Origin of the sequence: Candidatus Endomicrobiellum cubanum (assembly GCF_031278955.1) — a bacterium.
In the GTDB taxonomy this organism is placed as follows: domain Bacteria; phylum Elusimicrobiota; class Endomicrobiia; order Endomicrobiales; family Endomicrobiaceae; genus Endomicrobiellum; species Endomicrobiellum cubanum.
The window spans coordinates 1-25,488 of sequence record NZ_JAITJM010000040.1; the positions used below are offsets into that span (position 1 = coordinate 1).

26 protein-coding genes, 2 tRNA genes and 1 pseudogene are annotated in these 25,488 nt (G+C 30.2%); 27 read left to right on the forward strand and 2 right to left on the reverse strand.

Going from position 1 to position 25,488, the window contains the following annotated elements:
* The 27 genes and pseudogenes from LBD57_RS03610 to LBD57_RS03740 all read left to right on the forward strand — a co-directional run.
* Window positions 1-119 (forward strand): annotated as a pseudogene (locus LBD57_RS03610) (elongation factor Tu); the annotation flags it as partial.
* Window positions 120-249: 130 nt separating this feature from the next.
* Complete coding sequence (gene rpmG, locus LBD57_RS03615; RefSeq protein WP_373469973.1) at window positions 250-402, forward strand: 50S ribosomal protein L33; 153 nt, start codon at window positions 250-252, stop codon at window positions 400-402.
* Window positions 403-429: 27 nt separating this feature from the next.
* Window positions 430-500, forward strand: a tRNA-Trp gene (locus LBD57_RS03620).
* A gap of 33 nt (window positions 501-533) precedes the next feature.
* Window positions 534-722, forward strand: a complete 189-nt coding sequence (gene secE / locus LBD57_RS03625; RefSeq protein WP_373469974.1) for a preprotein translocase subunit SecE — start codon at window positions 534-536, stop codon at window positions 720-722.
* A gap of 13 nt (window positions 723-735) precedes the next feature.
* A complete protein-coding gene (nusG, locus tag LBD57_RS03630) occupies window positions 736-1,266 on the forward strand; it encodes a transcription termination/antitermination protein NusG (protein WP_373469975.1) in 531 nt (176 codons plus the stop codon).
* A gap of 81 nt (window positions 1,267-1,347) precedes the next feature.
* Window positions 1,348-1,782 (forward strand): 50S ribosomal protein L11, encoded by a 435-nt coding sequence (gene rplK, locus LBD57_RS03635; RefSeq protein ID WP_373469976.1) that lies wholly within the window; start codon window positions 1,348-1,350, stop codon window positions 1,780-1,782.
* Between the two features lie 233 nt (window positions 1,783-2,015).
* Window positions 2,016-2,693 carry a 50S ribosomal protein L1 gene (rplA, locus tag LBD57_RS03640; protein WP_373469977.1) on the forward strand — a complete coding sequence of 226 codons (678 nt, stop codon included), beginning with the start codon at window positions 2,016-2,018 and terminating at the stop codon, window positions 2,691-2,693.
* A 71-nt stretch (window positions 2,694-2,764) separates the two neighbouring features.
* Window positions 2,765-3,220, forward strand: coding sequence for a ribosome maturation factor RimP (rimP, locus tag LBD57_RS03645; protein ID WP_373469978.1), 456 nt, complete (start codon window positions 2,765-2,767; stop codon window positions 3,218-3,220).
* Window positions 3,221-3,228: 8 nt separating this feature from the next.
* Window positions 3,229-4,479: a transcription termination factor NusA gene (nusA, locus tag LBD57_RS03650; RefSeq protein ID WP_373469979.1), complete on the forward strand. Its 1,251-nt coding sequence runs from the start codon at window positions 3,229-3,231 to the stop codon at window positions 4,477-4,479.
* Between the two features lie 44 nt (window positions 4,480-4,523).
* Window positions 4,524-6,815: a translation initiation factor IF-2 gene (gene infB / locus LBD57_RS03655; RefSeq protein ID WP_373469980.1), complete on the forward strand. Its 2,292-nt coding sequence runs from the start codon at window positions 4,524-4,526 to the stop codon at window positions 6,813-6,815.
* A 41-nt stretch (window positions 6,816-6,856) separates the two neighbouring features.
* On the forward strand, window positions 6,857-7,210 hold the full coding sequence (gene rbfA, locus LBD57_RS03660; protein ID WP_373469981.1) for a 30S ribosome-binding factor RbfA: 354 nt from the start codon (window positions 6,857-6,859) through the stop codon (window positions 7,208-7,210).
* Between the two features lie 15 nt (window positions 7,211-7,225).
* Window positions 7,226-8,221: a bifunctional oligoribonuclease/PAP phosphatase NrnA gene (locus tag LBD57_RS03665; protein ID WP_373469982.1), complete on the forward strand. Its 996-nt coding sequence runs from the start codon at window positions 7,226-7,228 to the stop codon at window positions 8,219-8,221.
* Window positions 8,214-8,936, forward strand: coding sequence for a tRNA pseudouridine(55) synthase TruB (truB, locus tag LBD57_RS03670; protein WP_373469983.1), 723 nt, complete (start codon window positions 8,214-8,216; stop codon window positions 8,934-8,936). The genes LBD57_RS03665 and truB overlap by 8 nt, the downstream gene beginning before the upstream one ends.
* Window positions 8,937-8,951: 15 nt before the next feature.
* Entirely contained in the window at window positions 8,952-9,836 is an 885-nt protein-coding gene (locus tag LBD57_RS03675; RefSeq protein WP_373469984.1) for a bifunctional riboflavin kinase/FAD synthetase, read from the forward strand.
* 89 nt (window positions 9,837-9,925) lie between these two features.
* The gene (gene rsmD / locus LBD57_RS03680; protein WP_373469985.1) at window positions 9,926-10,498 is read left to right on the forward strand and encodes a 16S rRNA (guanine(966)-N(2))-methyltransferase RsmD; all 573 of its coding nucleotides are present in this window, start codon (window positions 9,926-9,928) and stop codon (window positions 10,496-10,498) included.
* 5 nt (window positions 10,499-10,503) lie between these two features.
* Entirely contained in the window at window positions 10,504-11,238 is a 735-nt protein-coding gene (locus LBD57_RS03685) for a RecB family exonuclease (RefSeq protein WP_373469986.1), read from the forward strand.
* Window positions 11,238-11,987 carry an acetylglutamate kinase gene (gene argB, locus LBD57_RS03690; RefSeq protein WP_373469987.1) on the forward strand — a complete coding sequence of 250 codons (750 nt, stop codon included), beginning with the start codon at window positions 11,238-11,240 and terminating at the stop codon, window positions 11,985-11,987. The genes LBD57_RS03685 and argB overlap by 1 nt, the downstream gene beginning before the upstream one ends.
* Window positions 11,984-13,192 carry an aspartate aminotransferase family protein gene (locus LBD57_RS03695; RefSeq protein WP_373469988.1) on the forward strand — a complete coding sequence of 403 codons (1,209 nt, stop codon included), beginning with the start codon at window positions 11,984-11,986 and terminating at the stop codon, window positions 13,190-13,192. The genes argB and LBD57_RS03695 overlap by 4 nt, the downstream gene beginning before the upstream one ends.
* Before the next feature lie 22 nt (window positions 13,193-13,214).
* Window positions 13,215-14,432, forward strand: a complete 1,218-nt coding sequence (locus LBD57_RS03700) for an argininosuccinate synthase (protein ID WP_373469989.1) — start codon at window positions 13,215-13,217, stop codon at window positions 14,430-14,432.
* 141 nt (window positions 14,433-14,573) lie between these two features.
* Window positions 14,574-15,098, forward strand: coding sequence for an NUDIX domain-containing protein (locus LBD57_RS03705; protein ID WP_373469990.1), 525 nt, complete (start codon window positions 14,574-14,576; stop codon window positions 15,096-15,098).
* Between the two features lie 45 nt (window positions 15,099-15,143).
* Window positions 15,144-16,910, forward strand: coding sequence for an aspartate--tRNA ligase (gene aspS, locus LBD57_RS03710; RefSeq protein WP_373469991.1), 1,767 nt, complete (start codon window positions 15,144-15,146; stop codon window positions 16,908-16,910).
* Between the two features lie 70 nt (window positions 16,911-16,980).
* Window positions 16,981-18,438 carry an HD family phosphohydrolase gene (locus LBD57_RS03715; protein ID WP_373469992.1) on the forward strand — a complete coding sequence of 486 codons (1,458 nt, stop codon included), beginning with the start codon at window positions 16,981-16,983 and terminating at the stop codon, window positions 18,436-18,438.
* A complete protein-coding gene (ybeY, locus tag LBD57_RS03720; protein WP_373469993.1) occupies window positions 18,416-18,850 on the forward strand; it encodes an rRNA maturation RNase YbeY in 435 nt (144 codons plus the stop codon). The genes LBD57_RS03715 and ybeY overlap by 23 nt, the downstream gene beginning before the upstream one ends.
* A complete protein-coding gene (locus LBD57_RS03725) occupies window positions 18,829-19,833 on the forward strand; it encodes a hemolysin family protein (RefSeq protein WP_373469994.1) in 1,005 nt (334 codons plus the stop codon). The genes ybeY and LBD57_RS03725 overlap by 22 nt, the downstream gene beginning before the upstream one ends.
* A complete protein-coding gene (locus LBD57_RS03730; RefSeq protein WP_373469995.1) occupies window positions 19,830-21,095 on the forward strand; it encodes a hemolysin family protein in 1,266 nt (421 codons plus the stop codon). Before LBD57_RS03725 ends, LBD57_RS03730 begins: the two co-directional genes overlap by 4 nt.
* Entirely contained in the window at window positions 21,080-21,742 is a 663-nt protein-coding gene (gene recO, locus LBD57_RS03735) for a DNA repair protein RecO (RefSeq protein ID WP_373469996.1), read from the forward strand. Before LBD57_RS03730 ends, recO begins: the two co-directional genes overlap by 16 nt.
* 217 nt (window positions 21,743-21,959) lie before the next feature.
* On the forward strand, window positions 21,960-22,415 hold the full coding sequence (locus tag LBD57_RS03740) for an N-acetyltransferase (RefSeq protein ID WP_373469997.1): 456 nt from the start codon (window positions 21,960-21,962) through the stop codon (window positions 22,413-22,415).
* 209 nt (window positions 22,416-22,624) lie between these two features.
* Here LBD57_RS03740 and LBD57_RS03745 read toward each other — a convergent pair whose 3' ends face one another.
* Both LBD57_RS03745 and LBD57_RS03750 read right to left on the reverse strand, forming a co-directional pair.
* Window positions 22,625-24,856 (reverse strand): hypothetical protein, encoded by a 2,232-nt coding sequence (locus LBD57_RS03745; RefSeq protein WP_373469998.1) that lies wholly within the window; start codon window positions 24,854-24,856, stop codon window positions 22,625-22,627.
* Window positions 24,857-25,035: 179 nt separating this feature from the next.
* Window positions 25,036-25,107 (reverse strand) — tRNA-Met (locus LBD57_RS03750).
* Window positions 25,108-25,488 lie beyond the last annotated feature (381 nt).

The following is a 25,488-nucleotide window of genomic DNA, read 5'->3' on the forward strand; positions in this document are numbered from 1 at the left end:
ATGTAACGATGGATATAGAGTTGATAATGCCAGTGGCGATGGAGTCGCAGTTGAGGTTTGCGATAAGAGAAGGTGGAAGGACAGTAGGCTCAGGTGTTGTAACTGAAATTGTTGAATAAAAATCCTTGCTTCTTTTGAGGTTTTCTAAAAGATACATTTTTAGAAAACCTCAAAAGATTTAAATTTTGTTTAATAATGTTGTATAATACATATGCATTTATACAAATTAGAATTGGAGAATTGAAAAAGATGGCAGAAAGAGTTATTATAACGATGGCTTGCAGTGTATGCAAGAATAGAAATTATTATTTTGATAGAGGGAAAAAGCAAGAAGGTAAGTTGTCTTTAAAGAAATTTTGTAAAAATTGCCAAAAACGTACTGAGCATAAAGAAACAAAGTGAAATTAAAGTTAATAATTGGATTTTTATGGGGGTGTAAGCTAACGGTAAACTGCTGGTCTCCAAAACCAGCTTTGGAGGTTCGAATCCTTCCTCCCCCGTTTTAATAATGCTTATTGAAGGTACAGAAAAAGATGAATTTAATAAAAAACGCCATAAGATTTGTTATAGATGCGTATTACGAACTTACAAGGGCAACTTGGCTTGGTAAAAAAGAAGTTGTCGGTACTACTGTAGTTGTGGTTGTTTTTGTTATTATAATGTCTATTTTTGTTAGTGTGGTTGATTTATTTTTAGGTACGATAGTAAGGGTTATATTATAAGCTGGAGTAAAAAATGGCAAATCAATGGTATGTTGTACATACATATTCAGGGCATGAAGATAAAGTGAAAAAAAGCTTAGAAATGGCTGTTGCAAATTTAAATATGCACGATGTTGTTTCTCAAGTTCTTGTACCAAGTGAAGAAGTAGTTGAGGTAAAACAAAATAAAAAGAGAATTAAAAAGAGAAAGTTTTATCCAGGTTATGTTTTTGTTGAAATGACTATAAACAATACGACCTACTGGCTTGTCAGGAATACTGCAGGAGTTACTGGTTTTCTGGGTGGAGTTAAACCTGTGCCAATGGCTCAGGATGAAGTTGACAATCTTTTAAACAATATTATAAATCCAGATGCTTCTAAACCTAGACCAGCAGTTTCATTTGATAAAGAAGAAAATGTTCGTATTATAGAAGGACCGTTTAAACATTTTATCGGTATTGTTGAAGAAGTCAATCAAGAAAGAGGAAAACTTAGGGTTATGGTTACTATATTTGGGAGACCAACTCCAGTTGAGCTTGACTTTTTACAAGTAGAAAAAATATAAAAATTAAAATATTCTTATGTGATTGTAAAGGGCTTTAGAGAGACTCTGTAAGATCTGTAAGGAGTAAAGGAGTAAAGTAAAATGGCCCCAAAGAAAATAAAAGCTATGGTAAAGTTACAAGTTCCTGCAGGTGGGGCAAATCCTGCGCCTCCAATTGGTACGGCGTTAGGTCCACAGGGTGTAAATATTATGGATTTTTGTAAACAATTTAATGAAAAGACCAAAGTTATGGAAAAGGGTATGACAATACCCGTGGTTATAACAATTTTTGAAGACAAATCTTTTACTTTTATAACAAAAGTGCCTCCTGTTGCAGCTTTAGTGAAAAAGGCGGCTGGTATAGCTAAGGCTTCAGGAGTGCCAAATAGAAATAAAGTTGGAAAAATTACTAAAGCTCAAGTTGAAGATATTGCTAAACAGAAAATGCCAGACTTAAATGCAAATGGTAATTTAGAATCTGCCAAACTTATGGTTGAAGGTACAGCAAAAAGCATGGGTGTAGATATAGTAAAATAATAAAAAAAGAAAGGGTTTTTACAAACACTAAGAGAGTGGGAGCTTATAAGCGGAGGGCTATCTAAAAGCTATAATGCATATAATTGCTATGAGGTTTCGATAAAGCAGGGCAAAAAACTTAGAAGTGTATCGTGTGATAAACACAAGTTTTTTAACGCAGTAGCTCCGAAAAAAGTAGTAAGGATATGTGTTAAGGTTTTTTTAGACAGACCCATTAACCACAGGGAGACAAAATGAGTAAAAGGTTAGATTCAGTATCAAAATTAGTTGATAAAAACAAGATTTATACGATTGAAGAAACTGCATCTCTTGTAAAAGAAACTGCAAAAGCAAAATTTGACGAAACAGTTGAGGTTCATATAAGACTTGGTATAGATCCAAAACAGAGTGATCAAATAGTTAGAGGGACAATTTCTTTACCTTATGGTATAGGTAAAACAAGAAAAGTTGCTGTTTTGGTTAAAGGTGAAAAACAAAAAGAAGCACAAGCAGCAGGTGCAGATTTGGTTGGTTCTGATGATTTAATAGAAGATATATCAAAAGGTAAATTAAATTTTGATATTTTGGTTGCAACTCCTGATATTATGAAAGATTTAAGTAAAGTTGCAAAAATTCTTGGGCCTAAAGGCTTAATGCCAAACCCAAAGGCTGGGACTGTTACTTTTGAAATTGGTCAAACAGTTGCAGAGCTTAAAAAAGGAAGAGTAGAATATAAAAATGACTCTTTTGGGATAATCCATGTTCCAGTTGGAAAGGTATCTTTTGATAAAGAAAAACTTGTTGATAATATTAAGACTTTAATAGAAGCTGTAACAAAAGCTAAACCTTCTAGTGCAAAGGGACAATACATAAAGAGTGTGTCTATTTCTTCTACAATGGGACCTGGAATATTTGTCGATCAGAAAATATAGTTGCTTTTTTATAATGTTTTATATAAAAGGCGGCTGCAGGCCGCCTTTTACTTTTTAAAGGGTTGAATTTTATGAGTAAGGCTAACGAAGTAGAAGATTTACTTAACAAAAACTCTATTAAAGATGATATTGAAATTGTTGATGTACAGTATGTTAAAGAGAACAGAGATTGGGTTTTAAAAATTTTTATAGATAAAGATTCTGGTATTACAATGAGTGATTGTGAGAAGTTTAGCTATATGTTTAGTGAAATAGTAGATAAAAGTAATATATTGCAAGATTCGTATATATTAGAAGTCTCTTCTCCAGGTTTAAATAGAGTATTAAAGCAAGAAAAAAGTTTTAAACGTTTTGTAGGTAGTAAAGTAAGAATACAAACGCATAGCTCTATAAATAATCAAAAGAATTTTTTAGGACAACTCTTAAATTTTAAAAATGGTACAGTTACTATAGACGATGTTACAAATGGTGTAGTTGATATAAATTTTGTAGATATTAAAAAAGCAAATTTAGAAACGGAATTTTAGGAGGTAAAGTGAGCGAAAAGAGTGAGCTTTTAATGGTTCTTGAACAAATAGAAAAAGATAAAAAAATTAAAAAAGAAGATATTTTAGCTGTAATAGAAAATGCTTTGGTTTCAGCATATAAAAAACATGTTGGGAAAAATGTTAATGTTGAAGCTAGCGTCGATCCTCAGGCAGGTAAAATGACGGCAAATGTGATTAAGGTTGTAGTTAAAGATGTTCAAAATCCTCTGCTTGAGATAAGTCTTCAAGACGCAAAAAAACTTATTGGTACTAGTGAGGTTGATTGCGAGGTAAAAATTCCTCTTGATACTCAAGATTTTTCAAGAATTGCAGCTCAGACGGCAAAACAAGTTATAGTACAAAAAATCAGAGAGTCTGAAAAAGATTTTTTGTTTGATGAAATGAAAAAAAAAATAGGACAAATTATAAATGGTGTTGTATATAGAACCTTAAATAAAAATCTTATTGTTGATTTAGGCAAAACAGAAGCAATATTGCCTAGCAGTGAGCAAGTGTTTAAAGAAAAGTTTAATGTTGGACAACATATCAAAGCTATTGTATTAAAAGTTGATAAAAATATAAAAGGTTCTGGGATAGTACTTTCAAGGGCTAGTGCGGAACTTGTTAGAAGACTTTTTGAGTTAGAGGTCCCTGAGATTTATGAGAAGGTTGTTGAAATAGTAAACATTGTAAGAGAGCCTGGGACAAGAACGAAAATTGCTGTTATTTCTTACAATCCAAAAGTTGATCCGGTTGGGGCTTGTGTTGGTGTCAAAGGTGCTAGAGTAAAACCTATTATAGATGAACTTCGTGGTGAAAGAATTGATTTAGTTCTATTTTCTAATGATCCAATAAAATATATTTCTGCATCTTTGTCCCCTGCAAAAGTTATTTCTGTGACTATTATATCTAATGATAACAAACAAGCTGAGGTTATTGTAAGTGATGATATGTTATCTCTAGCTATAGGGAAAAATGGTCATAATGTAAGACTTGCAGCAAAACTTACTGGGTGGCATATTGATGTTAAATCTGAAAGTCAAAGAAAGCAAGAGAGTCAAACTAAAGTTGAAAGTAAAATTCAAACTCTTGAAAAACTTGAAGGCCTTAGTGAGAAGGTAATAGAAGTTCTTGTTAATGCAGGTTTTACTGACATAGAGAAATTAGCATCTTTTAGTGTTGACGATCTTACAACATTACCTGGCATAGGCCAGAAGACTGCTGAGAAAATTATAGAAGCCGCAAAGCGTACTCTTTAATGTACAATCGTTTTAAAATTTAGTTAGAAAAAGTAGGAGTGTTTATGCCACTAAAGAAAGCTGATAAATCTAAAATTCAAAGTTCTCAAGAAAAAATTATAAAAAAGAAAGCGTCACCAGTAGCTAAAAGTAAAGATGCTACCACAAAGAAAATAGTAAAAAAATCTACTACTTCAGCTCCTAAAAAAACGGTTAAAACTAAAGTTGTGTCAAAAAAATCAGAGATAAACTCTAATACAAAAACTGTTAAAGTCAAGGTGGTAAAGATTCGTTCTGCTAGGACTAAAACAGCTAAAAAAAATGATTTACAAGAAAAGAAACAAATTGTAGAAAATATACAAGAAAATATTGTATTGCCAGTAAGCGAAGATGCAATAAAATCTAAAGAGCAAAAAAAAGTAATTGAAAATAATATTTTGCAAAATGAGACTGATAAGAGTAATGTTAAACAAGAAGAAACTTCATCATCAATAATTGAAGCTAATAAAAAAGAACAAAACGTTCAGCAGGATGAAGATGAAATTGAAGCTAAAAAAGAGAAATCTAAAAAAGTTGAGCAACCTGATAAAGAAGTCGTAGAAAATAAATATAAGGCAGTTATTTTTATAAATGAGCTTATAACTGTAAGAGATCTTGCAGATAAAATGAAGCTCAGAGCAGGAGATGTATTAAAAAAACTTTTATCTATGGGAAGTCTTGCTACAATTAATCAAAGATTAGACACAGATACTGCAATTCTTTTAGCTAATGAATTTGGTTATGATGCTAAAATTGATTCAATTTATTCTGAAGAAAAAATTATAAGACCAAAAGAAGATCCATCAAAATTAAAAGTTCGTCCTCCAGTTGTTACAATAATGGGTCATGTAGACCATGGCAAGACATCTCTTTTGGATGCTATAAGAGATAGCGATGTTGTAAGCGGAGAGCATGGTGGCATTACTCAACATATAGGCGCATATAAAGTAAAAACTACAAGCGGGCAAGACGTTGCTTTTTTAGATACACCCGGACATGAAGCTTTTACTGCTATGCGTTCTAGAGGTGCTCAGGCTACAGATATAGTTGTTCTTGTAGTTTCTGCTGCTGACGGTGTTATGCCTCAAACAGTAGAAGCTATAAATCACGCAAAAGCTGCAAATGTGCCAATAATAGTTGCTGTTAACAAAATAGATTTGCCAGCCAGTGATCCTCAAAAAATAAGACAAGAACTGAGCAATTACTCTCTCGTTCCTGAGGAATGGGGCGGTGATACAATAATGATTGATATTTCTGCAAAACAAAGAAAAAATATAAATTCTTTGCTTGAAATGATTTTGATTAAGGCAGAAATGATGGAGTTGAAAGCAAATCCTGATAAAGACGCAGAAGGTGTTGTTATAGAAGCTAAGTTAGACTCTCGTAAAGGTGTAATGGTTACCTTGTTAGTCCAAAGTGGTACTTTAAAAGTTGGGGATAATGTAGTTGTTGGTACAACTTATGGAAAGATAAGGGCAATATCAGACGAATATGGCAAAAGGTTAAACTTAGCTGTGCCAAGTACTCCTGTAGAAGTTTTAGGGATTAACGAGCCTCCTCAAGCAGGAGATAAAGTTGTTGTTGTTGGTCATGAATCTCAAGCTAGAGAAATCGCTCAATCTAGAAGAGAAAAAGTTAAAGTGGCATCTTTAAAGTCAAGACATCATTTGTCCCTTGCAGATGTAAGTTTAGGGCAAGTAAAAGATTTGAGAATAATATTAAAAGCAGATGTTCAAGGCTCTTTAGGCGCTTTAAGTGATGCTTTGGAAAGACTCTCTACATCTGAGATAAGTTTAAAAATAATACATAGAGGTGCAGGCTCGATTACAGAATCGGATGTAGCTTTAGCAGTAGCTTCCGATGCTTTAATAGTAGGTTTTAATTTACGTCCAGATTCTACAGTAGAGAAACTTGCTGAGTCTGAAGGTATAAGTATAAACGTATACAGAATCATTTACGACTTAATTGCAGATGTTAAAGCTGCTATGGAAGGTCTTCTTGATCCTGATATGAAAGAGAAAATACTTGGCAAAGCAGTTGTAAAGCAAGTATTTAAACTTTCAACTTATGGGACTATTTCAGGTTGTTCTGTTATAGATGGGAAAATACAAAGAGGAGCCAAAGTAAGGCTTTTAAGAGATAATGTCATAGTTTTTGAAGGGAATATTTCATCTTTAAAAAGGTTTAAAGATGATGTTAAAGAAATAGAAAAAGGTTATGAGTGCGGTATAGGTTTAGAAAATTATTCAGATGTTAAAGTTGGTGATATTATTGAAAACTTTACTACTGAAAAAGTTGCAAGGAAATTAAGTAATTAATTTATTGGGTTTTTAGAGAACCCTATTATAGGTAAATTATTATGCCATTGCCATATAAAAGGTCTGTAAGGGTGGGCGAATTAATACAACACGCCGTTTCAGAGATTGTAAGAGAAATTAAAGATTTAGATAACAGTCTTGTTACAATTATGGGAGTAAAGCTTTCTGATGATTTGCTAAATTGTAAGATGTTCTATTCAGTTTTTGGCGCTCAAGAAGATAGACAAAAGATTGATACTATTTTAAAAAAACGTACGAGCTCTGTTAGACATGAGCTTGCTTTACGTTTAAATTTGAGGCGTACGCCAAGTATAATTTTTGTTTATGATGATACAATAGAAAGTGCTTCAAAAGTGTTAAATCTACTTGAGAAAATAAAAGGAGAAAAAGAGTAAAGCTATTTAACAAAAATGGATCAAGAAAGAACAGTATTAAAATCTGATTTATATAAGATAGCAGAGATATATAAAATCATAAAAAAGTCAAAAACTTTTTTTATTGCAGGGCATGTTAAGCCTGACGGAGATAGCTTAGGGTCGGCGTTAGCTTTATCATCTTTTATCAACAGAATTGGGAAAAAAGCTTATGTTTATTGTAAGGATGAAGTGCCAGCATATTTAAAGTTTTTAAAAGATTCAAATAAAATAAAAGTGACAGACAAAGAAACTAATATTTTTGATTGTGCAATAATTCTTGAATCTATGAATTTTGAAAGAATGGGTAATATAATTACACCATCTCAAGTCAAAAAGATAATCAATATAGACCACCATCAGAGCCACACAGATTTTGGCGATATAAATTATGTTATTCCAAAATCTTCATCAACTGCAGAGTTAGTAGTTAATATATTTGATTTTATGAAAGTCAAATTAACTAAAGCAGAAGCGGAATGTTTGTATACTGGTTTAGTTACAGATACTGGTAGTTTTCAAAACACAAATACAACAGCAAGTTCACATATAGTTTGTGCAAAACTTATGGGGTATGGTATAGATATTAATAGAGTTCACAAGAGAATTTATGAAAATGTTCCTTTATCTTTTTTGAAATTGCAGGGCTTCGGGCTTTGTAATATGAAAGTAATTCTTAATGGGAAAGTATCTTGTATTGTGTTAACTAAAGATATGTTTAAAAAAAGTAAAGCTAATTATGAAGATTCTAACGGTATAGTAAACTACACATTACGTGTACAAGGAGTTAAGGTAGGGTGTGTATTTAAAGAAATTAATAAAAAGAGTACAAAAGTTAGTTTGCGTTCAATAAAAAATGTAAATTTGTTAGATATTGTAAAACAATTTAATGGTGGTGGACATAAGAATGCTGCAGGTTGTACTATAGATGCTGATATTAATAGAGCAGTAAAAATAATTTCTAAAGTTTTAAAAGAGAAGTTTGATGAGTAGATGTAATAACATTTCTGGAATGCTGCTAGTTGATAAACCTTCAAACATTACTTCCTTTAAAGTTGTAAAAATTTTAAGAAAACTTTTAAACGTAAAAAAAGCTGGACATTGTGGTACTTTAGATCCTTTAGCAAGCGGTCTTTTACTTATTTTGTTTGGCAAAGCTACGAAGTTGCAAGATAAGTTTATGAAAAAGGATAAAGTTTATACAAGTTCTTTTCTTTTGGGCACAGTTACGGATACTTATGATTTTGATGGTAAGATAGTTTCAGTAAAAGAAGTTTCTAACATAAGTATAGAAAAAATAAAAAATTTGCTCAATAATTTTAAAGGAGATATTTATCAGACACCTCCTATGTATTCTGCGTTAAAGGTCAATGGCCAAAAGTTGTATACATTAGCTAGAAAAGGTATAGAAGTTTCACGTAATTCTAGAAAGGTTATAATTCGTGAATTTGACGTATTGAGTTTTGATAAAAATATTGTAAACGTAAAAATACACTGTTCAAGTGGCACATATGTTCGCTGTTTAGCTAAAGATCTTGGAGATGTTTTAGGTTGTGGGGCGACGGTTAAAACTTTAAGAAGAGAAAAAATACATAACTTCGATGTCAAAGACGCTTTGCCATTTGAAAATTCAAATGATTTAGATAAAATAATGAGCAATATAATTTCTTACGAAACGTTAATAGGGTTTTTAGACAGACAGCCCTAATTAATAGTAAATAAAATGTTAAAAAAATCTGTTATTACTATAGGCACTTTTGATGGTATTCATAAAGGGCATCAGCTCCTTATAAAAAGAACTTTATCTATTGCAAAGAAAAAAAAGTTACGAAGCGTTTTAATTGCTCTTGAAAAACCTGTAAAAAAAGTTTCTGGACTTCTTTCTACTTATAAAGAAAAACAAGAGGAACTTAGATCTTTTGGTTTAGACGAAGTTTATATATTGAAGGTTCCCTCAGATATTTTGCATATGTCTCATGATAAGTTTTTCGATGATTTTTTAGTTAATACGCTTAAAGTGGATACTATAATTTGTGGTTATGATTTTGCTTTTGGCAAAAATCGTAGAGGTGATATTTCTTGGTTAACAAAGAAGGCAAAAAATAATAATGTAAGATTGCAAATTGTCAAACCTTTAAAAATTTCTTCAAAACAAATTTCATCTTCTCATATAAGAAAACTAATAGAGTCTGGTAACGTAGACAAAGTTTTAGAGTTTTTAGGAAGATTTTATTCTTTTACTGGTAAACCTTTTAAAGATAGAGGTATAGCAACAAAACTGGGATATCCTACAGTCAACTTAGAAGTTAGTAAAGAAAAACTTTTACCCAAAGGCATATACATAAGCGCTGTATGTGATGGTATTAATATTTACGCTTCAATCACAAATATAGGTAGTAGACCTACTTTTAGTAAAGACAATAAGATTGTTCCAGAAACTCATATTTTGAAATTTAAAGGTAGATGGAAAAAAGTGCCAACAAAAGTAATATTAATAAAAAAAATAAGAAGCGAAAAGAAGTTTAAGAGTGCGGATATTTTAAAACAACAGATTGCAAAAGATATTACAAAAGCTGTAAAATTTTTTGATAGGGTTCCTCTAAAATAAATTTTATGGTAGATTAAGTCAGTCAGTCAGTCAGTGTCAACCAACTAAACAGTTAACATACTTTGAGACAAAATATTTGGAGAAAATCTGTGAGCTTAAGAGTTATTGCAGGTACTGCCAGAGGCAGGTTTTTAAAAACATTACCTCAAGACGATTTATCTATACGGCCTATGCTTGGAAGAATGAAAAAGTCTGTTTTTGACATAATACAGTTTAAAGTTCCAAATTCAATTTTCTTAGATTTATTTGCGGGTGTTGGCTCTGTTGGGATTGAAGCACTTTCAAGAGGTGCTAAAAAAGTAATTTTTGCAGAAATTAGCAATAAATCGCTATCTCTCATAAAGACTAATGTGGATACTTTAAAATTTAATGATAGGGCACAAATTATTAAGTGCGATGTAATAAAAGATTTTTATGTCTTGCAGGATAAATACGATATAATTTTTATGGGTCCTCCTTATAAAGACGGTGATAAAAATGTACTGGCTTTAACAGAGCCTACTTTAAAAAATATAATTAAATATGATGTATTAAAAGAAGATTCTGTTTTAATAGCTCAAAAACATATAAAAGAGCCAGTCAAAGGCGTTGCAGGTCTTGGATGTTTCAGAACAGAAAAGTATGGCGACACTGGTATTTCTTTTTATAAACGTATAAGGTAAAGTAAATGAGACAAGATTTTAAAATAAGTTATTCTAGAGTAAATACATATTTGTTTTGTCCTCAAAGATATAAGCTAATATACATAGATAATCTTTATGCACCTGTTAATGCAGATATTACTTTTGGACATATCATCCATAAAACTCTTGAACAGTTTTGTAAAAACAAAAGAAAATCTTATGATGAGCTTATAGATTGTTATAATAAGTCGTGGAAAAATGATGGTTTTGTAAATCCACAACAGGTTTTTGAGTATTATATAAGAGGGAATAATATATTAGAAAATTATTATAAATCTTTTAAAGAATCTCCAACGGAAATTATATATGTTGAAAAATCGTTTGACGCAAACCTCGGCAAATATAGGTTTATAGGTATTATTGACAGAATAGATAAATATCCAGATGGTACGTACGAAGTTATGGATTATAAAACTCATATCAAAATTTGGTCACAAGAGAAAGTTGATAAAGATTTACAATTAACCTTTTATGCTTACGCATGCAGGAACATTTTGGATTTTAATCCAGATAAAATATCTGTATATTTTTTATCTGAAAACAAAAAAATGTATACTAAAAGAACGCAAGACGACATTAATAAAGCTATAGATATTGCCATGGATGTAGCAGAAAACATAATGTTAGAAAATTTTAAAGCCGATACTACTAAATGCAGTTTATGTGATTTTCGTTTTAAATGTAAGTATTCAAAAGAGACTAAACAAGAGGAATCTTAATGAAATCTTTAATAGTTGTTAAATTTGGAGGGAGCTTAACTAAAAATCCTAAAGCTCAAAAAAAGTTTTTAAAAGAATTATCTAAGATTTCGCAAAAACAAAGAGTTATTTTGGTACACGGAGGCGGACCAGAAATAAATTTGTTGCTTGAAAAGTTTTTTATAAAAAATAAGTTTGTAAATGGTTTAAGGTTTACAAATGAAAAAGTTTTGTCTGTTGCAGAAATGGTTTTAAGTGGTAAAGTTAATAAGAGTTTAGTCGCAGGGCTTTTAAAAAATAATGTAAAAGCTGTAGGTATATCGGCAAAAGATGCAAATAGTGTAATATGTAAACAAGTTAAAAGTTTAGGTTTTGTTGGTGAGCCTGTAAAGGTAAACAAAAAACTTATAGAAGTTTTACTTAAAGAGAATTTTTTGCCAGTTGTAGCATCTATTGCTTGTGATAGTAATGCAAATAGTTTAAATGTTAATGCTGATATTTTAGCTTCTGCTATAGCTAGTGCGTTTAAAGCTCAAAAATTAATATTTTTAACAGATGTTTGCGGCATTTTAAATAAAGATAAAAAGACTATAAAAGAAATAAGAGCAAAAAATATAAATTCTCTAATAAAAGATAAAACAATAATAAATGGAATGATCCCTAAAGTACAAGCTTGTTTAAACTCGCTAAAAAAAGGAGTAAGAGAAGTTTGGATAGTTGATGGTGCAAAGGGGATTACAGCAATGCAAGGGACGGTTATAAAAAAATGAGTATAAAACGAATAGAAACTCAATATTTTATGCATACTTACAAACGAAATAATTTGATTGTAAAAAAAGCTAAAAATCAGTTTGTTTGGGATGAAAAAGGCAAAAAATATTTGGACTTTTTTGCAGGTATTAGTGTATGCAATGTTGGGCATTGTAATGATGCTGTTATACGAGCCATAAAGTCTCAGATTGATTTATATATGCATGCTTCTAATTTATACTACTCTCCTGTACAAATAAAATTGGGACAAGAGCTTGCAAAAAAAACTTTTCCTGGTACTAAGGTTTTTTTAGCAAATTCAGGAGCAGAAGCAAACGAATGTGCAATAAAACTTGCAAGAAAATGGGGTTTTATAAATCCATCTAAAGATGGTAATCGTTACGAAATAATTTGTTTTGATAACTCTTTTCATGGTAGAACAATGGCTACAATGGCTGCTACAGGTCAAAAAAAGTTTCATGAATATTTAAAACCATTACAGGAAAAATTTGTTTTTGCTAAGTTTAATGATATAGAGTCTGTAAAAAAGCTTATAAACAATAAAACTGTTGCAGTTATGATAGAACCTATACAGGGAGAAGGGGGGATATTCCCTGCATGTAAAAAGTTCATGAAAGATTTAAGAACATTGTGCGATGAAAGCAACATACTTTTAATTTTTGATGAAATTCAATGCGGTATGGGTCGTACAGGTAGATTTTATGCCTTTGAAAATTATGGTATAAAACCAGATATTGTTACAATGGCCAAATCTTTAGCTAATGGGCTGCCTTTGGGCGCAGCAGTTGCTTCTAAAAAGTGCGCACAAGTGTTTGTTTATGGAGATCATGGGTCTACTTTTGGCGGCAATCCTGTATCTTGTGCATCTGCTCTTGCTGTCTTAAAAATTATTAACTCAAAATTTTTAAATAATTCTCTTAAAGTTTCTAAATATCTTTTTTCAAAGTTAGAATTATTAAAAACTAAACATCCCATAATTAGGGAAATTAGAGGTATGGGCTTGATAGTGGGAATAGATTTGTCTGTTAGTGGCAAAGATATTGTGAACTATTGTTTAAGTAAAGGTTTAATTATAAATTGTACTCACGAAACGGTTTTAAGACTTTTGCCTGCTCTTATAGTTACTAAAAAAGATGTTGATACAGCAGTAAAAATTATAGATGAGGCTTTGGCAAATCTGTATAATTGTAAGACTAATAAATAAATTTAATAAAAGCGGGGTAAAAATGTCACAAGAAAATTTAGGAATAAAGAAAGTTATTGTATCTTACTCAGGAGGACTTGATACTTCTGTTATTTTATCTTGGGTAAAAGAAAACTATAAATGTGAAGTTATAGCTTGTTGTGTAGATGTAGGGCAGGGTAATGAACTTAAAGGTTTGAATGAAAAATCTAAAAAAACAGGGGCGTCTAAGTCCTATATAGTAGATGCAAAAGAAGAATTTGTAACTGACTATATCTATCCTGCAATAAAGTCTCAAGCTCTTTATGAAAATAGGTATTTTTTAGGAACAGCTTTAGCAAGACCTGTTATCGCTAAAAAAATTGCAGAAATAGTAAAAAAAGAAAATGCAGACGCTGTTTGTCATGGAGCTACAGGAAAGGGTAACGATCAGGTTAGGTTTGAGCTTGCTTTTAAAGCTTTAATCCCAAATATAAAAATTATAGCTCCTTGGAGAGAATGGGAAATAAAATCTAGAGAAGATGCAATAAGTTATGCAAAAAAAAGAAATATTCCAGTACCTGTAAGTAAAGCAAAACCATATTCTTCTGATGCAAATTTATGGCATATTTCTTATGAAGGCGGTATTTTAGAAAATTTAAAGAAAGGTTATGATGAGTCAATGTTTAAAATGACAGTTTCTCTAGAGAAAGCGCCAAATAAACCAACAAATATTGACATAACTTTTGAAAAGGGCATTCCTATTGCGCTTAATGGTAAGATTTTAAAGCCTGTTGAATTAATTACAAAATTAAATGAGATTGCTGGTAAAAATGCTATAGGAAGAACAGATATTATTGAAAATAGGCTTGTAGGCATGAAATCAAGAGGAGTTTATGAAGCTCCAGCAGCGGCAGTATTGTATGCAGCTCATCAAGAGTTAGAGTCTATTGCTTTAGATAGAGACACTTTACATTTTAAACAATCTTTATCCGCTAAATATGCAGAACTTTCATATTATGGTTTATGGTTTTCTCCATTAAAAGATGCCTTGGATGCGTTTATAAATAAGACTCAAGAGCATGTTACTGGAACTGTAAAATTAAAACTTTATAAAGGGAACATCACACCAAGATCAAGAGATTCAAAATATTCTTTATATTCGCAAAAGCTTGCAACTTTTGAAAAAGATAAGGTATACAACCACAAGGATGCAGAAGGCTTTATAAATCTTTGGGGACTTTCTACTAAAGTTTTAGCTCTGTTTAGAAAAAATAAGTAAGTTTTCTTAAACTAGAAAGTCCCACTAGATATTTATATAAAGACAACAGCTTTTAGCTAAGGACTGTTGTCTTTATATTTGGATACAAAAAATGGTAAAATAGTATCTCTAATTACACTGTTGTATTGCTTAAGAGGTTTTATGATTGAAAAACTTATAAAGAAAAACAGTATATACAAAGGACGCGTTTTAGAATTTTGGTGTGATGATGTTGCCTTGCCAAATGGTGCAACTGCAAAAAGAGAATATGTGGTCCATCCAGGTGCTTGTGCTGTTTTGCCGTTTGTTGATGATTCTAATATCGTTTTAGTTAAGCAATTTAGGTATGTTATAAATCAAATAACTTACGAAATTCCTGCAGGGAAAATAGATGTTGAAGAAACTCCGTTAAAGTGTGCGGTAAGAGAATTAGAAGAGGAAACAGGATATCAAGCTAAGAAGTTAGATAAAATGATGTCTTTGTATCCTTCTTCAGCTTTTTCTACGGAACTTTTGCATATTTTTGTAGCTTTTGATTTGCAAAAAGGTATGAATAAACCAGATGAGGATGAGTTTGTTTCAACAGAAATTATAAATTTTAATGATGCATTAAAAATGGTTAAAAGCGGAAAAATCACTGATAGTAAGACAATCATAGCAGTTTTAAATTTTTCAATTGATTATTAAAAATGGGTTTTTAGAGATAGACAGCCCAAATATACAGAGGACTTTATGAAAAGAAGTATGTATTGTGGCAAGGTGACAGAAAGTAGTATAGGTCAAGAAGTTACAGTGTGTGGTTGGGTTCATTCTAGGAGAGATCATGGAGGAGTGGTTTTTATTGATTTAAGAGATAGAGAAGGTATTTTGCAGATTGTTTTTCAATCAGAAAATGCTTCTGTGTTTACAATTGCAGAAAGCCTTAGAAGCGAATATGTGATATGTGTTAAAGGTAATGTAAGAAAAAGACCTGAAGGTACAAATAATCTTAATATGTTCACAGGAAATGTAGAGCTTATAGTTTATCAAATAGAAGTTTTAAATACGTCTGCTGCGCTACCTTTTGAAATTTCAGATTATGTGGAAACTTCTGAAGAGTTGAGGTTAAAGTATAGGTATTTAGATTTACGTCGTACAAACTTTCAAAAAAACTTTATAATGCGCCATAAACTTTCTAATGAGGTAAGAAATTTTTTAAATGAGGAAGGTTTTTTAGATATTGAAACTCCTTTTTTAACAAAATCTACTCCTGAGGGAGCAAGAGACTTTTTAGTGCCTTCAAGACTTTATCATGGCAGTTTTTTTGCTCTTCCCCAGTCTCCTCAGATTTTTAAACAAATTTTGATGGTCTCTGGTTTTGATAAATATTATCAACTTGCAAGATGTTTTAGAGATGAGGACTTAAGAGCTGATAGGCAATTAGAATTTACTCAAATTGATATTGAAATGTCTTTTGTCCAAGAAGAAGATGTTATGAGTCTTGTAGAGAGAATGCTTGAAAGAGTATGTAAGTCTGTTTTAAATATAGAAATAAAAACTCCGTTTGAAAAAATATCTTATCAAGATGCAATGCTTCGTTATGGTTCTGACAAACCAGATACAAGGTTTGATATGGAAATTAAAGATTTTGCACCCGAACTTAAAAATTGTAATTTTAGTGTATTTGCTTCTGCTATCAATAAAGGTGGTATTGTAAGAGGCTTGTGCATACCAAAAGGAGCAAGTTTTTCTAGATCAGAAATTGATGCTCTTGCAAAATTTGTTGGTGAGTATGGAGCCAAGGGGCTTGCTTGGATGAAAGTTACTAGTTCAGGAGCAGAATCAAATATAGTAAAATACTTCAAAGAGGAAGAAGTAAAAGCAACTATTTCAAAACTTAATGCAAATGTCGGGGATTTAATTGTTTTCTTAGCAGATGAAGAAAAAATTGTTGTTCAGGGCCTTGGCGCTTTGAGACTTAAGTTGGGTAAAGAACTAGGACTTATAGATAAAAGCAAATTTAATTTTTTGTGGGTCATAGATTTCCCTCTTATGGAATGGAATATGGAAGAACAAAGATGGCAGGCTCTCCATCATCCATTTACATCTCCTAAAAATCCAGACTCTATCAATAAAGAAAATGTTGGTTTACAAAAGGCAAAAGCCTATGATGTTATTTTAAATGGTGTAGAGCTTGGCGGCGGTTCTATAAGAATACATAAAAGTAATGTACAAAAGAAAATTTTTGATATTTTAAATATTTCTGATGAGGCAGCAAACGAAAAATTTGGGTTTTTGTTAGATGCTCTTAGTTATGGTGCTCCTCCTCATGGAGGCGTGGCCCTGGGTTTTGATAGAATGTGTGCGTTGTTTGGTGGAGAGGAGTCTATAAGAGAGGTGATAGCTTTCCCTAAAACTCAAAAAACTCTAGATCCTTTATCTAATGCGCCTTCTCAAGTAAGTGATAAACAACTTAAAGAGCTTGGCCTTAAAGTTGTTGTTAAGCAAGCAAAGAATTAAATTTTATTTTTGCTTTTGAAATTGATTTGTATCAAGCTCTTATTTAGTTTTAGAATTTTTAAGAGGGTATATGAGCCACTTATTTGAAAAATTAAAAATTCAGACAAGATTTCTTCTTTTACGTCTTGCCAGGGAACTTAAAAAGAGTTCTCATTCACTGCCTGTTATAAGAGAATCTAAAAGTTTATTTGCAAAAGAGATTAAAATACCTGTTTTTGTTTCTTCTGTGTGTACAGTAGCTTTAATTTACTTAATGCTCTTTATAGTTTTTGGTATTACTTGGAGATCTATGATTGCTACTGCAATTTTTGTTGCAGTAAATGTAATCTTGTTTGTTGTTCAGATCAAAAACAAAGAAAGGGCTATAATAAGAGACAATGATGCTGTAGTTCTAATGAGTTTTCTTTTTATTATTGCAGTTTTGATTTGCCAACTTGTAAAAGAATATTCTTCGCCTTTTGTTACTCCAGTAGCTGCATTTTCTCTTATGGGTGCAATATTGTTGTCACAAAGGATAGGGGTATTATATGCTGTAAGCTTAAGTTTAGTGGTAGCTTTTTTAAATGATGTTAGATTTGATATTTTTCTTGTAATACTTTGCAGTGCCATTGCTGTTATTACAAATATTTCAAGTATTCGCAAAAGGTCTGATTTTATAAATGTTGGTATAAAAGTATCAGTTGTAAATGTTTTAATAATAACGATGTTTTATTTATTTGATACTTATGGAATATCTCAATTTGAATATAATCTTATTTATGGTATTTTAAATGGTTCTATAGTTACAGTATTGCTTTTAGTGTTAATGCCTTTATTTGAAAAACTCTTTTCTAGGACTACAAATATAAAACTGATAGAACTTTCAGATTTTAGCAACCCTTTACTTAAACGTCTTATGTTGGAAGCACATGGTACTTATCACCACTCTATAATAACAGCAGATATTGCGGAACGTGCAGCAAATGTTGTAAATGAAAACGTTTTACTTGCAAGAGTTGGTGCTTATTATCATGATATAGGTAAACTTAATAATCCTCAATATTTTATAGAAAATCAAACGTTAGGCCATAACCCTCATGAGGCTTTAACTCCAGAAATGTCAAAGTTAATTTTAATTTCTCATGTAAAAGATGGAGCGTTTCTTGCAAGGAAATCTAATATAGACAATGAAATTATCAGTATTATCCAGCAACATCATGGCACAACATCCATGTATTCTTTTTATCATCGAGCTTTAGAAGAAAATACAAATGTAAATATTGAGAATTTTCGTTATCAGGGACCAAAACCTCAAACTAAAGTTGCTGCTATAGTTATGATGGCAGACTCTTGTGAAGCTGCTTGTCGTAGTATTGAAGAACCCACAGCGGCAAGAATTAAAGATATGGTAGAAAAAATTATTAATAACAAATTTATTGATGGGCAATTTTCTGAGTGCCCCATCACTTTAAAAGATTTAGAGTTAATTAAAAACAGTATAATTTCAACGGTGACGGGAATTTATCATGCAAGAATTGAATATAAATAGCAATTTTGTTAATTTTATTAATTTCCCGAAAGAATATGTAGATATGTTAAAACAAGCTGCAATTTTAACATTAAAGTCAGAAAAAGTAAGGAAATATCAGATAAATTTTATAATGATAAGTGATAAAGAAATAAAAAGTCTTAATACTAAATACAGAAAAACAAAACGTATAACAGATGTGATATCTTTTCTAGTAATTCCGGAAAAGCTTGTAGGCGATATTTATATTTCTGATAACAGGACTAAAAAGCAAGCAAAAAGGTATAACAATACTTGGCAAGAAGAACTAGGTTATCTTGCCATACATGGGATCCTTCATCTTTGTGGTTACATTGATTATGATCTTGAGAACAAAATAAAAATGTTTTCTAAACAGGATAAAATATTTAAATGTTTGTTTTCTCATGGATAATTATTTTAGTAGTTCTTTTGTTTTTGTCTGCTTGTATTTCCGCAGCAGAAATTGGGATTACAAGTTTGTCAAAATATAGACTGAAAAAACTTATAGTACAATTTCCAAAACTATCGAAGTCTCTATTTTCTTGGCTTAAACAACCGCATTACCTTCTTACAATTATTTTAACAATTAATGTTGTAGTGGACATGCTTACAAGTTTTTTTTCTACTGATTTATTAATATATGTTTTTTATATGGTTAACAGAAATATTGTTGAAATATTTTCTTGGATTGTTACATCTTTTGTGATTTTAGTTTTTGGTGAAATAGTTCCTAAAATTTATGCAAGATTTAATTCTGAAAAGGTTACGTTAAAAGCAGTTCCGATTCTTTCAAAATTAGAAAGTTTACTAAAACCTTTTATATATCCAATTATAAAGATTACAGAATTTTTAGTACCAAAGACATCAGACAAAAACTATTCTTATGCTCTTAGTGATGAGGAAGTAGAAAATATCCTTTCTGAAGGTACCCAAACTGGAGAGTTGGACAAAGAAACTAGTAGTATGCTTAAACGTACATTAAAGTTTGAAGATTTAAATGTAGAAAAAATCATGGTTCCATTTAGTAGTATAGAGTCTGTAGATTTATCTTTAGATGAAAATGAATTTTTAGATAAAGCCATTGAAACTTCTAGAAGTAGAATACCAGTTTATATCAAATCAAAAGATAACATAATCGGATATGTGCATATAAAAGACATTTTAGTTTTATGGGAAGAGAGTAAGGGACGTTTTATACGTTCTCTTGTTAAAGAACCTTACTATGTAGGGCAAAACCAAAAAGTAAATGAGCTGCTAAAACAGTTTCAAAGCGGGAAAACTCATATAGCTTTTGTAAAGGACAATAACAATAATATAATTGGAATGGTTACTTTAGAAGACGTGTTAGAAGAAGTTGTAGGAGAAATTCTTGATGAATACGAGCTTAAACAATGATATTACTAATAACAGTTAAAATTATTTTATTTGTTATTCTTCTTTGCGTTCTAGGTTTTTTTAATGGAGCAGAAACTGCTATTACAAGTATATCCAGTACTTCTTTACGTAATATTAAAGAAAAGGAGAAAAAATATTTTAATAGGATAGTTTCTTGGGAAACAAATACTCAAGAAATTATGACAGCTATGATTATTGGCATGAATTTAGCTCTTGTTGGTATGGGTGTTGTTTTGTCTTCTATTGAAGAAGATATTATACGCTATTATAATATTGAATCTAAAATTTTAACTGTCTATTTTCCTATTATTTCAATTGTTTTGGCATTATTTTTAGGGAATATTTTGCCAAAAACTATTGCAAGATATAATTCAAAAAAAATAGGACTGTTTGTGCTTCCGGCAATAATAAAATTTTCGTATATTTTTAAAATTGTTATAAACTTTTTGCTTGGTATCTCAAATAAGATTGTAAAAGTGCTTATTAAGGGCGGAGAAAGCCAACACATTAAAGCATATGAGATAGACTTTTTACTTTCAAATGAAAATACTTCTCCATTGCCGGAAGATTTTAGAGAAATTGTTAGCAATATAATGGATTTCTCAGAAAATAAAATTTCTCAGGTTATGATGCCTATTTCTGAAGTTTTTGCAATAGATATGGAATTGTCAAAAGAAGAAATAATAAGACGTGTTATAGAAAATAGATATTCTAGAGTTCCCGTTTATAAAGGAAATATAAATAATATTATAGGTGTAATATATGCTAAGGATCTTGCTGTTGTGTGGAGAAATTCTAAAATTATAGTACTTGAAGATTTAATAAGGCCGGCATGTTTTGTTCCTGAAAATGCAAAAATAGGGAGGATATTAAAAGAATTTAAAACTGGTTATCATCATATTGCAATAGTTGTTGATGAGTTTGGATCTACTGTAGGTATAGCTTCAATAGAGGATTTGGTAGAAGAAATTGTTGGAGAAGTTTGGGATGAGTATGATATAAGAGAAAAAACTATTTTAAAAATAGCGCATAATAAATATATGATACAAGCCTATGAGTCCATATCTGTTTTAAATGATGAATTGAAAATGAATATTCCAGAAGGAGACTATATAACAGTTAATGGATGGGTCTTGGATTTATTTGGTGAAATTCCACAAATAGGTGAGAAAATAGATTGGAATGATTATAAAATAGAAATCAAAGATGCAGATTTAAAAAAAGTAAATAAAATAGTATTACAAAAATGTACTACACGATAAAAGGGATGGTACTTAATTCTAAAGTGCATGGAGAGCAAGACAAACTTGTTACAATTTATTCTTACGAGTGGGGAAAATTCCAAGCTGTTGTTCCTAGCGCTAAAAAGATTACAGCAAAACTTTCTAGCGCGACTGAACTCTTAACAGAAAGTGAATTTATGGTTTTTAACAAGGGATTCTGTTCTAAAGTTGTAGGTGCAAGGATTCTAGAAAACAATTCTAAAATTAAAAATGATTTTAAAAGAAATTTATATGCTCTATACGCTGCGGAAATTTGTGATAAATTGATTCCATATAATATTGAAAATACAGATAAATATAATTTGATTATAAGACTTTGGAAAGTGCTTTCTGAGTGCAAGCATCAAAAAAGAGTACTAATAGCATTTATTTTGCGTTTTTTAAAAATTTCAGGTTATTCTTTTTTTGATTATATAAAAAATGCTAATGTTTTAATTGATAAAAATATTATCAAATCTATAAAAAAACTATCAAATTGTTCAGGTAGTGATATTGATATATTAAAATCAGTAGAAGATGATAAAGTATGGAATTACGTGGAATCTTATTTAACAAACTATATACGTCGTCCTTCTTTAAGTATTTTTTTACAAAAAGTTGAGGATACAAACAAGACATTATTTTGACAAATCAAATAATAAATCGTAGTATTAGCGATATAGTGATCTGTATAAAACCTTAAAGCATATCCTTACTGCACATTTTGGACACTGCTAAGTTAAAAGCTTGTGTTTATCACTGTTTTTGCCTAGCATTGTCAAAAATTCACAGCATTTATATGTATTAAGTTTTTGGCAAGACCAATATATAGTTATTAGATTTATTTATATTAGTGGAGAAAAAATGAATATAAGGCCGGCAAAAGTTACAGATGTTAAAGAAATGCATGATTTGGTAGAACATTATGCAAATAATAAAGAAATGTTGCATAGATCATTGAATGCTATGTACGAAAATATTCAAGGATTTGTGGTTTTAGAGCATGAAAATAAAATTATAGGGTGTGGCGCCTTACATGTTTCTTGGGTAGATTTAGCAGAAATTAAAGCTTTAGCCATTGCAGAAGACTTTAAAGGCAAAGGTTTTGGTAGGAAAATAGTTGAGAAATTACACGAGAATGCAAAATACTTAGGTATAGAAAAAGTTTTTACATTAACTTTTAAACCTAAATTTTTTGAAAAGTTAGGGTATTCTGTAATTCCAAAAGAAACGTTACCTCATAAAATTTGGAGTGAATGTGTAAATTGCTATCTATTCCCAGATTGTGGAGAAGTTCCTCTTCTTATATCTATGAACTAGTGAGTCTTTAGAGTAGTTAGCTACAATTAATTAGAAACGTTGCCATATTACTACCTGACTTGACCGCTTTAAGGGAAAAAAGGGGAAATCACTCATAAAAAGGTGGTTTGTGGGAACCCAAAAGGTCAAGTCAGGTATCAACTGTATAAAACAATTAATGTCTTGGATTGATTACTTGAAGAATGAAAAAAATTTAAAGTGGTCGTTCATTATAAAATTCTTTTTCTTAAATCTGCCCAACGACAGAAAGTTAAAAATTTGAGGAACAATATAAATAAAATTGAATTTTGCATCCCCCAAACTAAACTCAAAAAGCTTCCACATAATATGGAAGCAGTAAATGCTCCAAGTGATGCTGACAGGAACATTTTTTTTATGTTTTCTAGTTTACTAGTGTAAATTTTAGATGTTTCTGTAAGAAGTAAAAGTTCAGTCCCTAATGCAAGACCTGACAAAAATAAGAGACTATATAACGAACCTGAACTTACTTTATTTATTTTCAAAATTATAAATAATGCAGATGCCATAATTAAAAATATAATTTCTGTAAAAAGTATTTTCCTCTTTGCTAGCATAGATTTTAGTGTATTTTTTGCTAAAAATGTGCCGACAGCAATGCCTAACATAAATAATGATAAAAATATCCCAGCTAATTTATAAATTTGTCCGTTATAACTTTGCAAAATAAAAATAATAATAAAATTAAGCCAACAAGATGTTGATGTGCAAATAAAGGATGAAGTTTTATATAAAAATTTTTGAAAAAATATAATTATTACGCCAAAAATGATAAAATAGGAGTACTGTAATATTTTATCTAAAGCAATACTTAAATATGGAGAAAATTTAGCTTGGTCATATAATACAGAAAAAACTATAGCGTGTGGTGTCCATATTGTGTTTGTAAGGTTTCTAGGGTTTAGATGTTTTAGTTCAGATATTAGCCATTTTGTTTTTTCTGTATCCATCCTTTCATCAATATGATGTTTTGTAAGTACTAATGTTTTTCCTCGTATTTTTTTTAGATGTCTTTTTATAAACATTCTATAGGGTATTTTAGTTTGCGAGGCTATTATAATATTTTTTATACCTGGTATAACCTCTATATATTTAAAGTTTTCTTTTAACGCTCCTATTACAGATTGATTTAGTTCTGTTGTTATATAGGAATTAAATACCATCTTTCCTGGCAGTTGTAGTGCTATAAACCCATCATTTTTTAAAGAATGCTTAACAATTTCAAAAAAATCTTTAGAATAGAAACTATTTACATATAAATTTGTTGGAGTTTCAAGTGGAATAAATATTAGATCATACTTATTCTTATTATATGTAATAAATTTTTTTGTGTTTTCATTATATATATGTAATCTTTTATCATTTAGCATAGTATTTAGACTGCTGATATTTTTAATGTTTTCAATAATTTTGTTATTGTTTGCTATATAGTCAACATTATCAATATTATGTTTGAGAATAATTGGAAGATATAAAATCTTACCAATTAATAAAATATCTTTAGGGTCTTGATGATGTAGCATTGGGACATGTCCAAAATCTTCTAATTCTATTATGTTATTGTCTGGTACAGAAAACAATAAAGAATTATTAAATAGAAAATAATATTCATTGTTTTTTTGCGTTATAGCAATTTGCCCATATGATGTGTAATGATAGCTTTCAATTTTAGTGCTTGCAAAGTTTTTATGTAAGATATAATTATCAAATTTTTCAGACCAATTAGATAAAAATATAGCAAACAATAAACATATTAATAGTAGTTCGCCCCATATTGTTGTGTTTCTATTAGATAGACAAAACATAACTATAATCAAGGAAATAAAAACTATTATAAGTATTTTTATTCCAATAAATGTATAAAATAAATAAGAATACAATAAACTAGCAATTATAAAACCAAATATATAAATAAAAAGATACTGTAAGTAATTTTTATTTCTTATTGGGAATTCTATATTTTGTAACTTATTAGGGTGAATAACTTTATTATCCCCACCAAGTTTTATGTTAGCTACTGTTTGACTTGATGGGTATAAATTGATTAATGTAAATAAAAAAGTACTTTGCAGAAAGCCAATTGGAAACAATATAAAAAATATAGATATAAAAGTATACTTTAAAGGTATTTGGGATCCCAAAGGTATGTTAAAAATAAATCTAATGTTCTGCAGAATAATAAAAGATATTAAAGAAAAAAGTATAAGAAAAAAAGTGTTTAGAAAAGCATATTTAATATTATTTCTGGACAATTTTAAGTAAGGTAATATGTAAATTCCTAAAGTAAAAGAGAAAATTATACTAGATACAAAAATACCTATAACAAAGTCTATTCCATTAAATATAAATAAAATCTCTCTAAAAAATAACAACTGTACTAGAGTGATTGAAAAACTAACTAATAATATTAAAAATGTTTGCATACTTTACCAAAGGAAAGTTTGATATAGATCATCTCTAAATCCCTACCCATAAAGCTTGTAAATGCTGTGAATTTTTAGCAAAGCAAGGCAAACATGATAATCAATTTTTAACGAAATGACACCTAAAAATGCGTTGTGAGCATCTGCATTAAGGCATACATATTAATGACTTGAACACATGGCGGCGGTAGGAATTGAACCTACGGCCAAAGGCTTATGAGTCCTCTGCTCTACCGCTGAGCTACGCCGCCAACAATTTAAAAATAATATATACTAGCTATGGCAACTTGATTATAAGCTATATAAACAATCTACAATTTTTATGATTAAACAAAAATTTTTTTATCAAGTCAAAACTCTGAATTATCGTTAGGTTACAACCTATACCTAAATTGGAAATTACTGTTTTCAAATTAGTAAAAGAAGGAGTAGTATCTTTATTATTTCTTGTCATTTTTGTTGTCAAGTATATAAAGGATAAAAAGGGCTTATTCCACTCTTATCTTTTAGCTTCATTATACCCCTAATACCCAATATGTGTTTGATATTTTTCATGGTGTGTTTCCTAGTTTAAGTATTAACTTCTAAATTTTAAAAGTAGTATCTATCTCAAATTAGTACATTATTTTTTT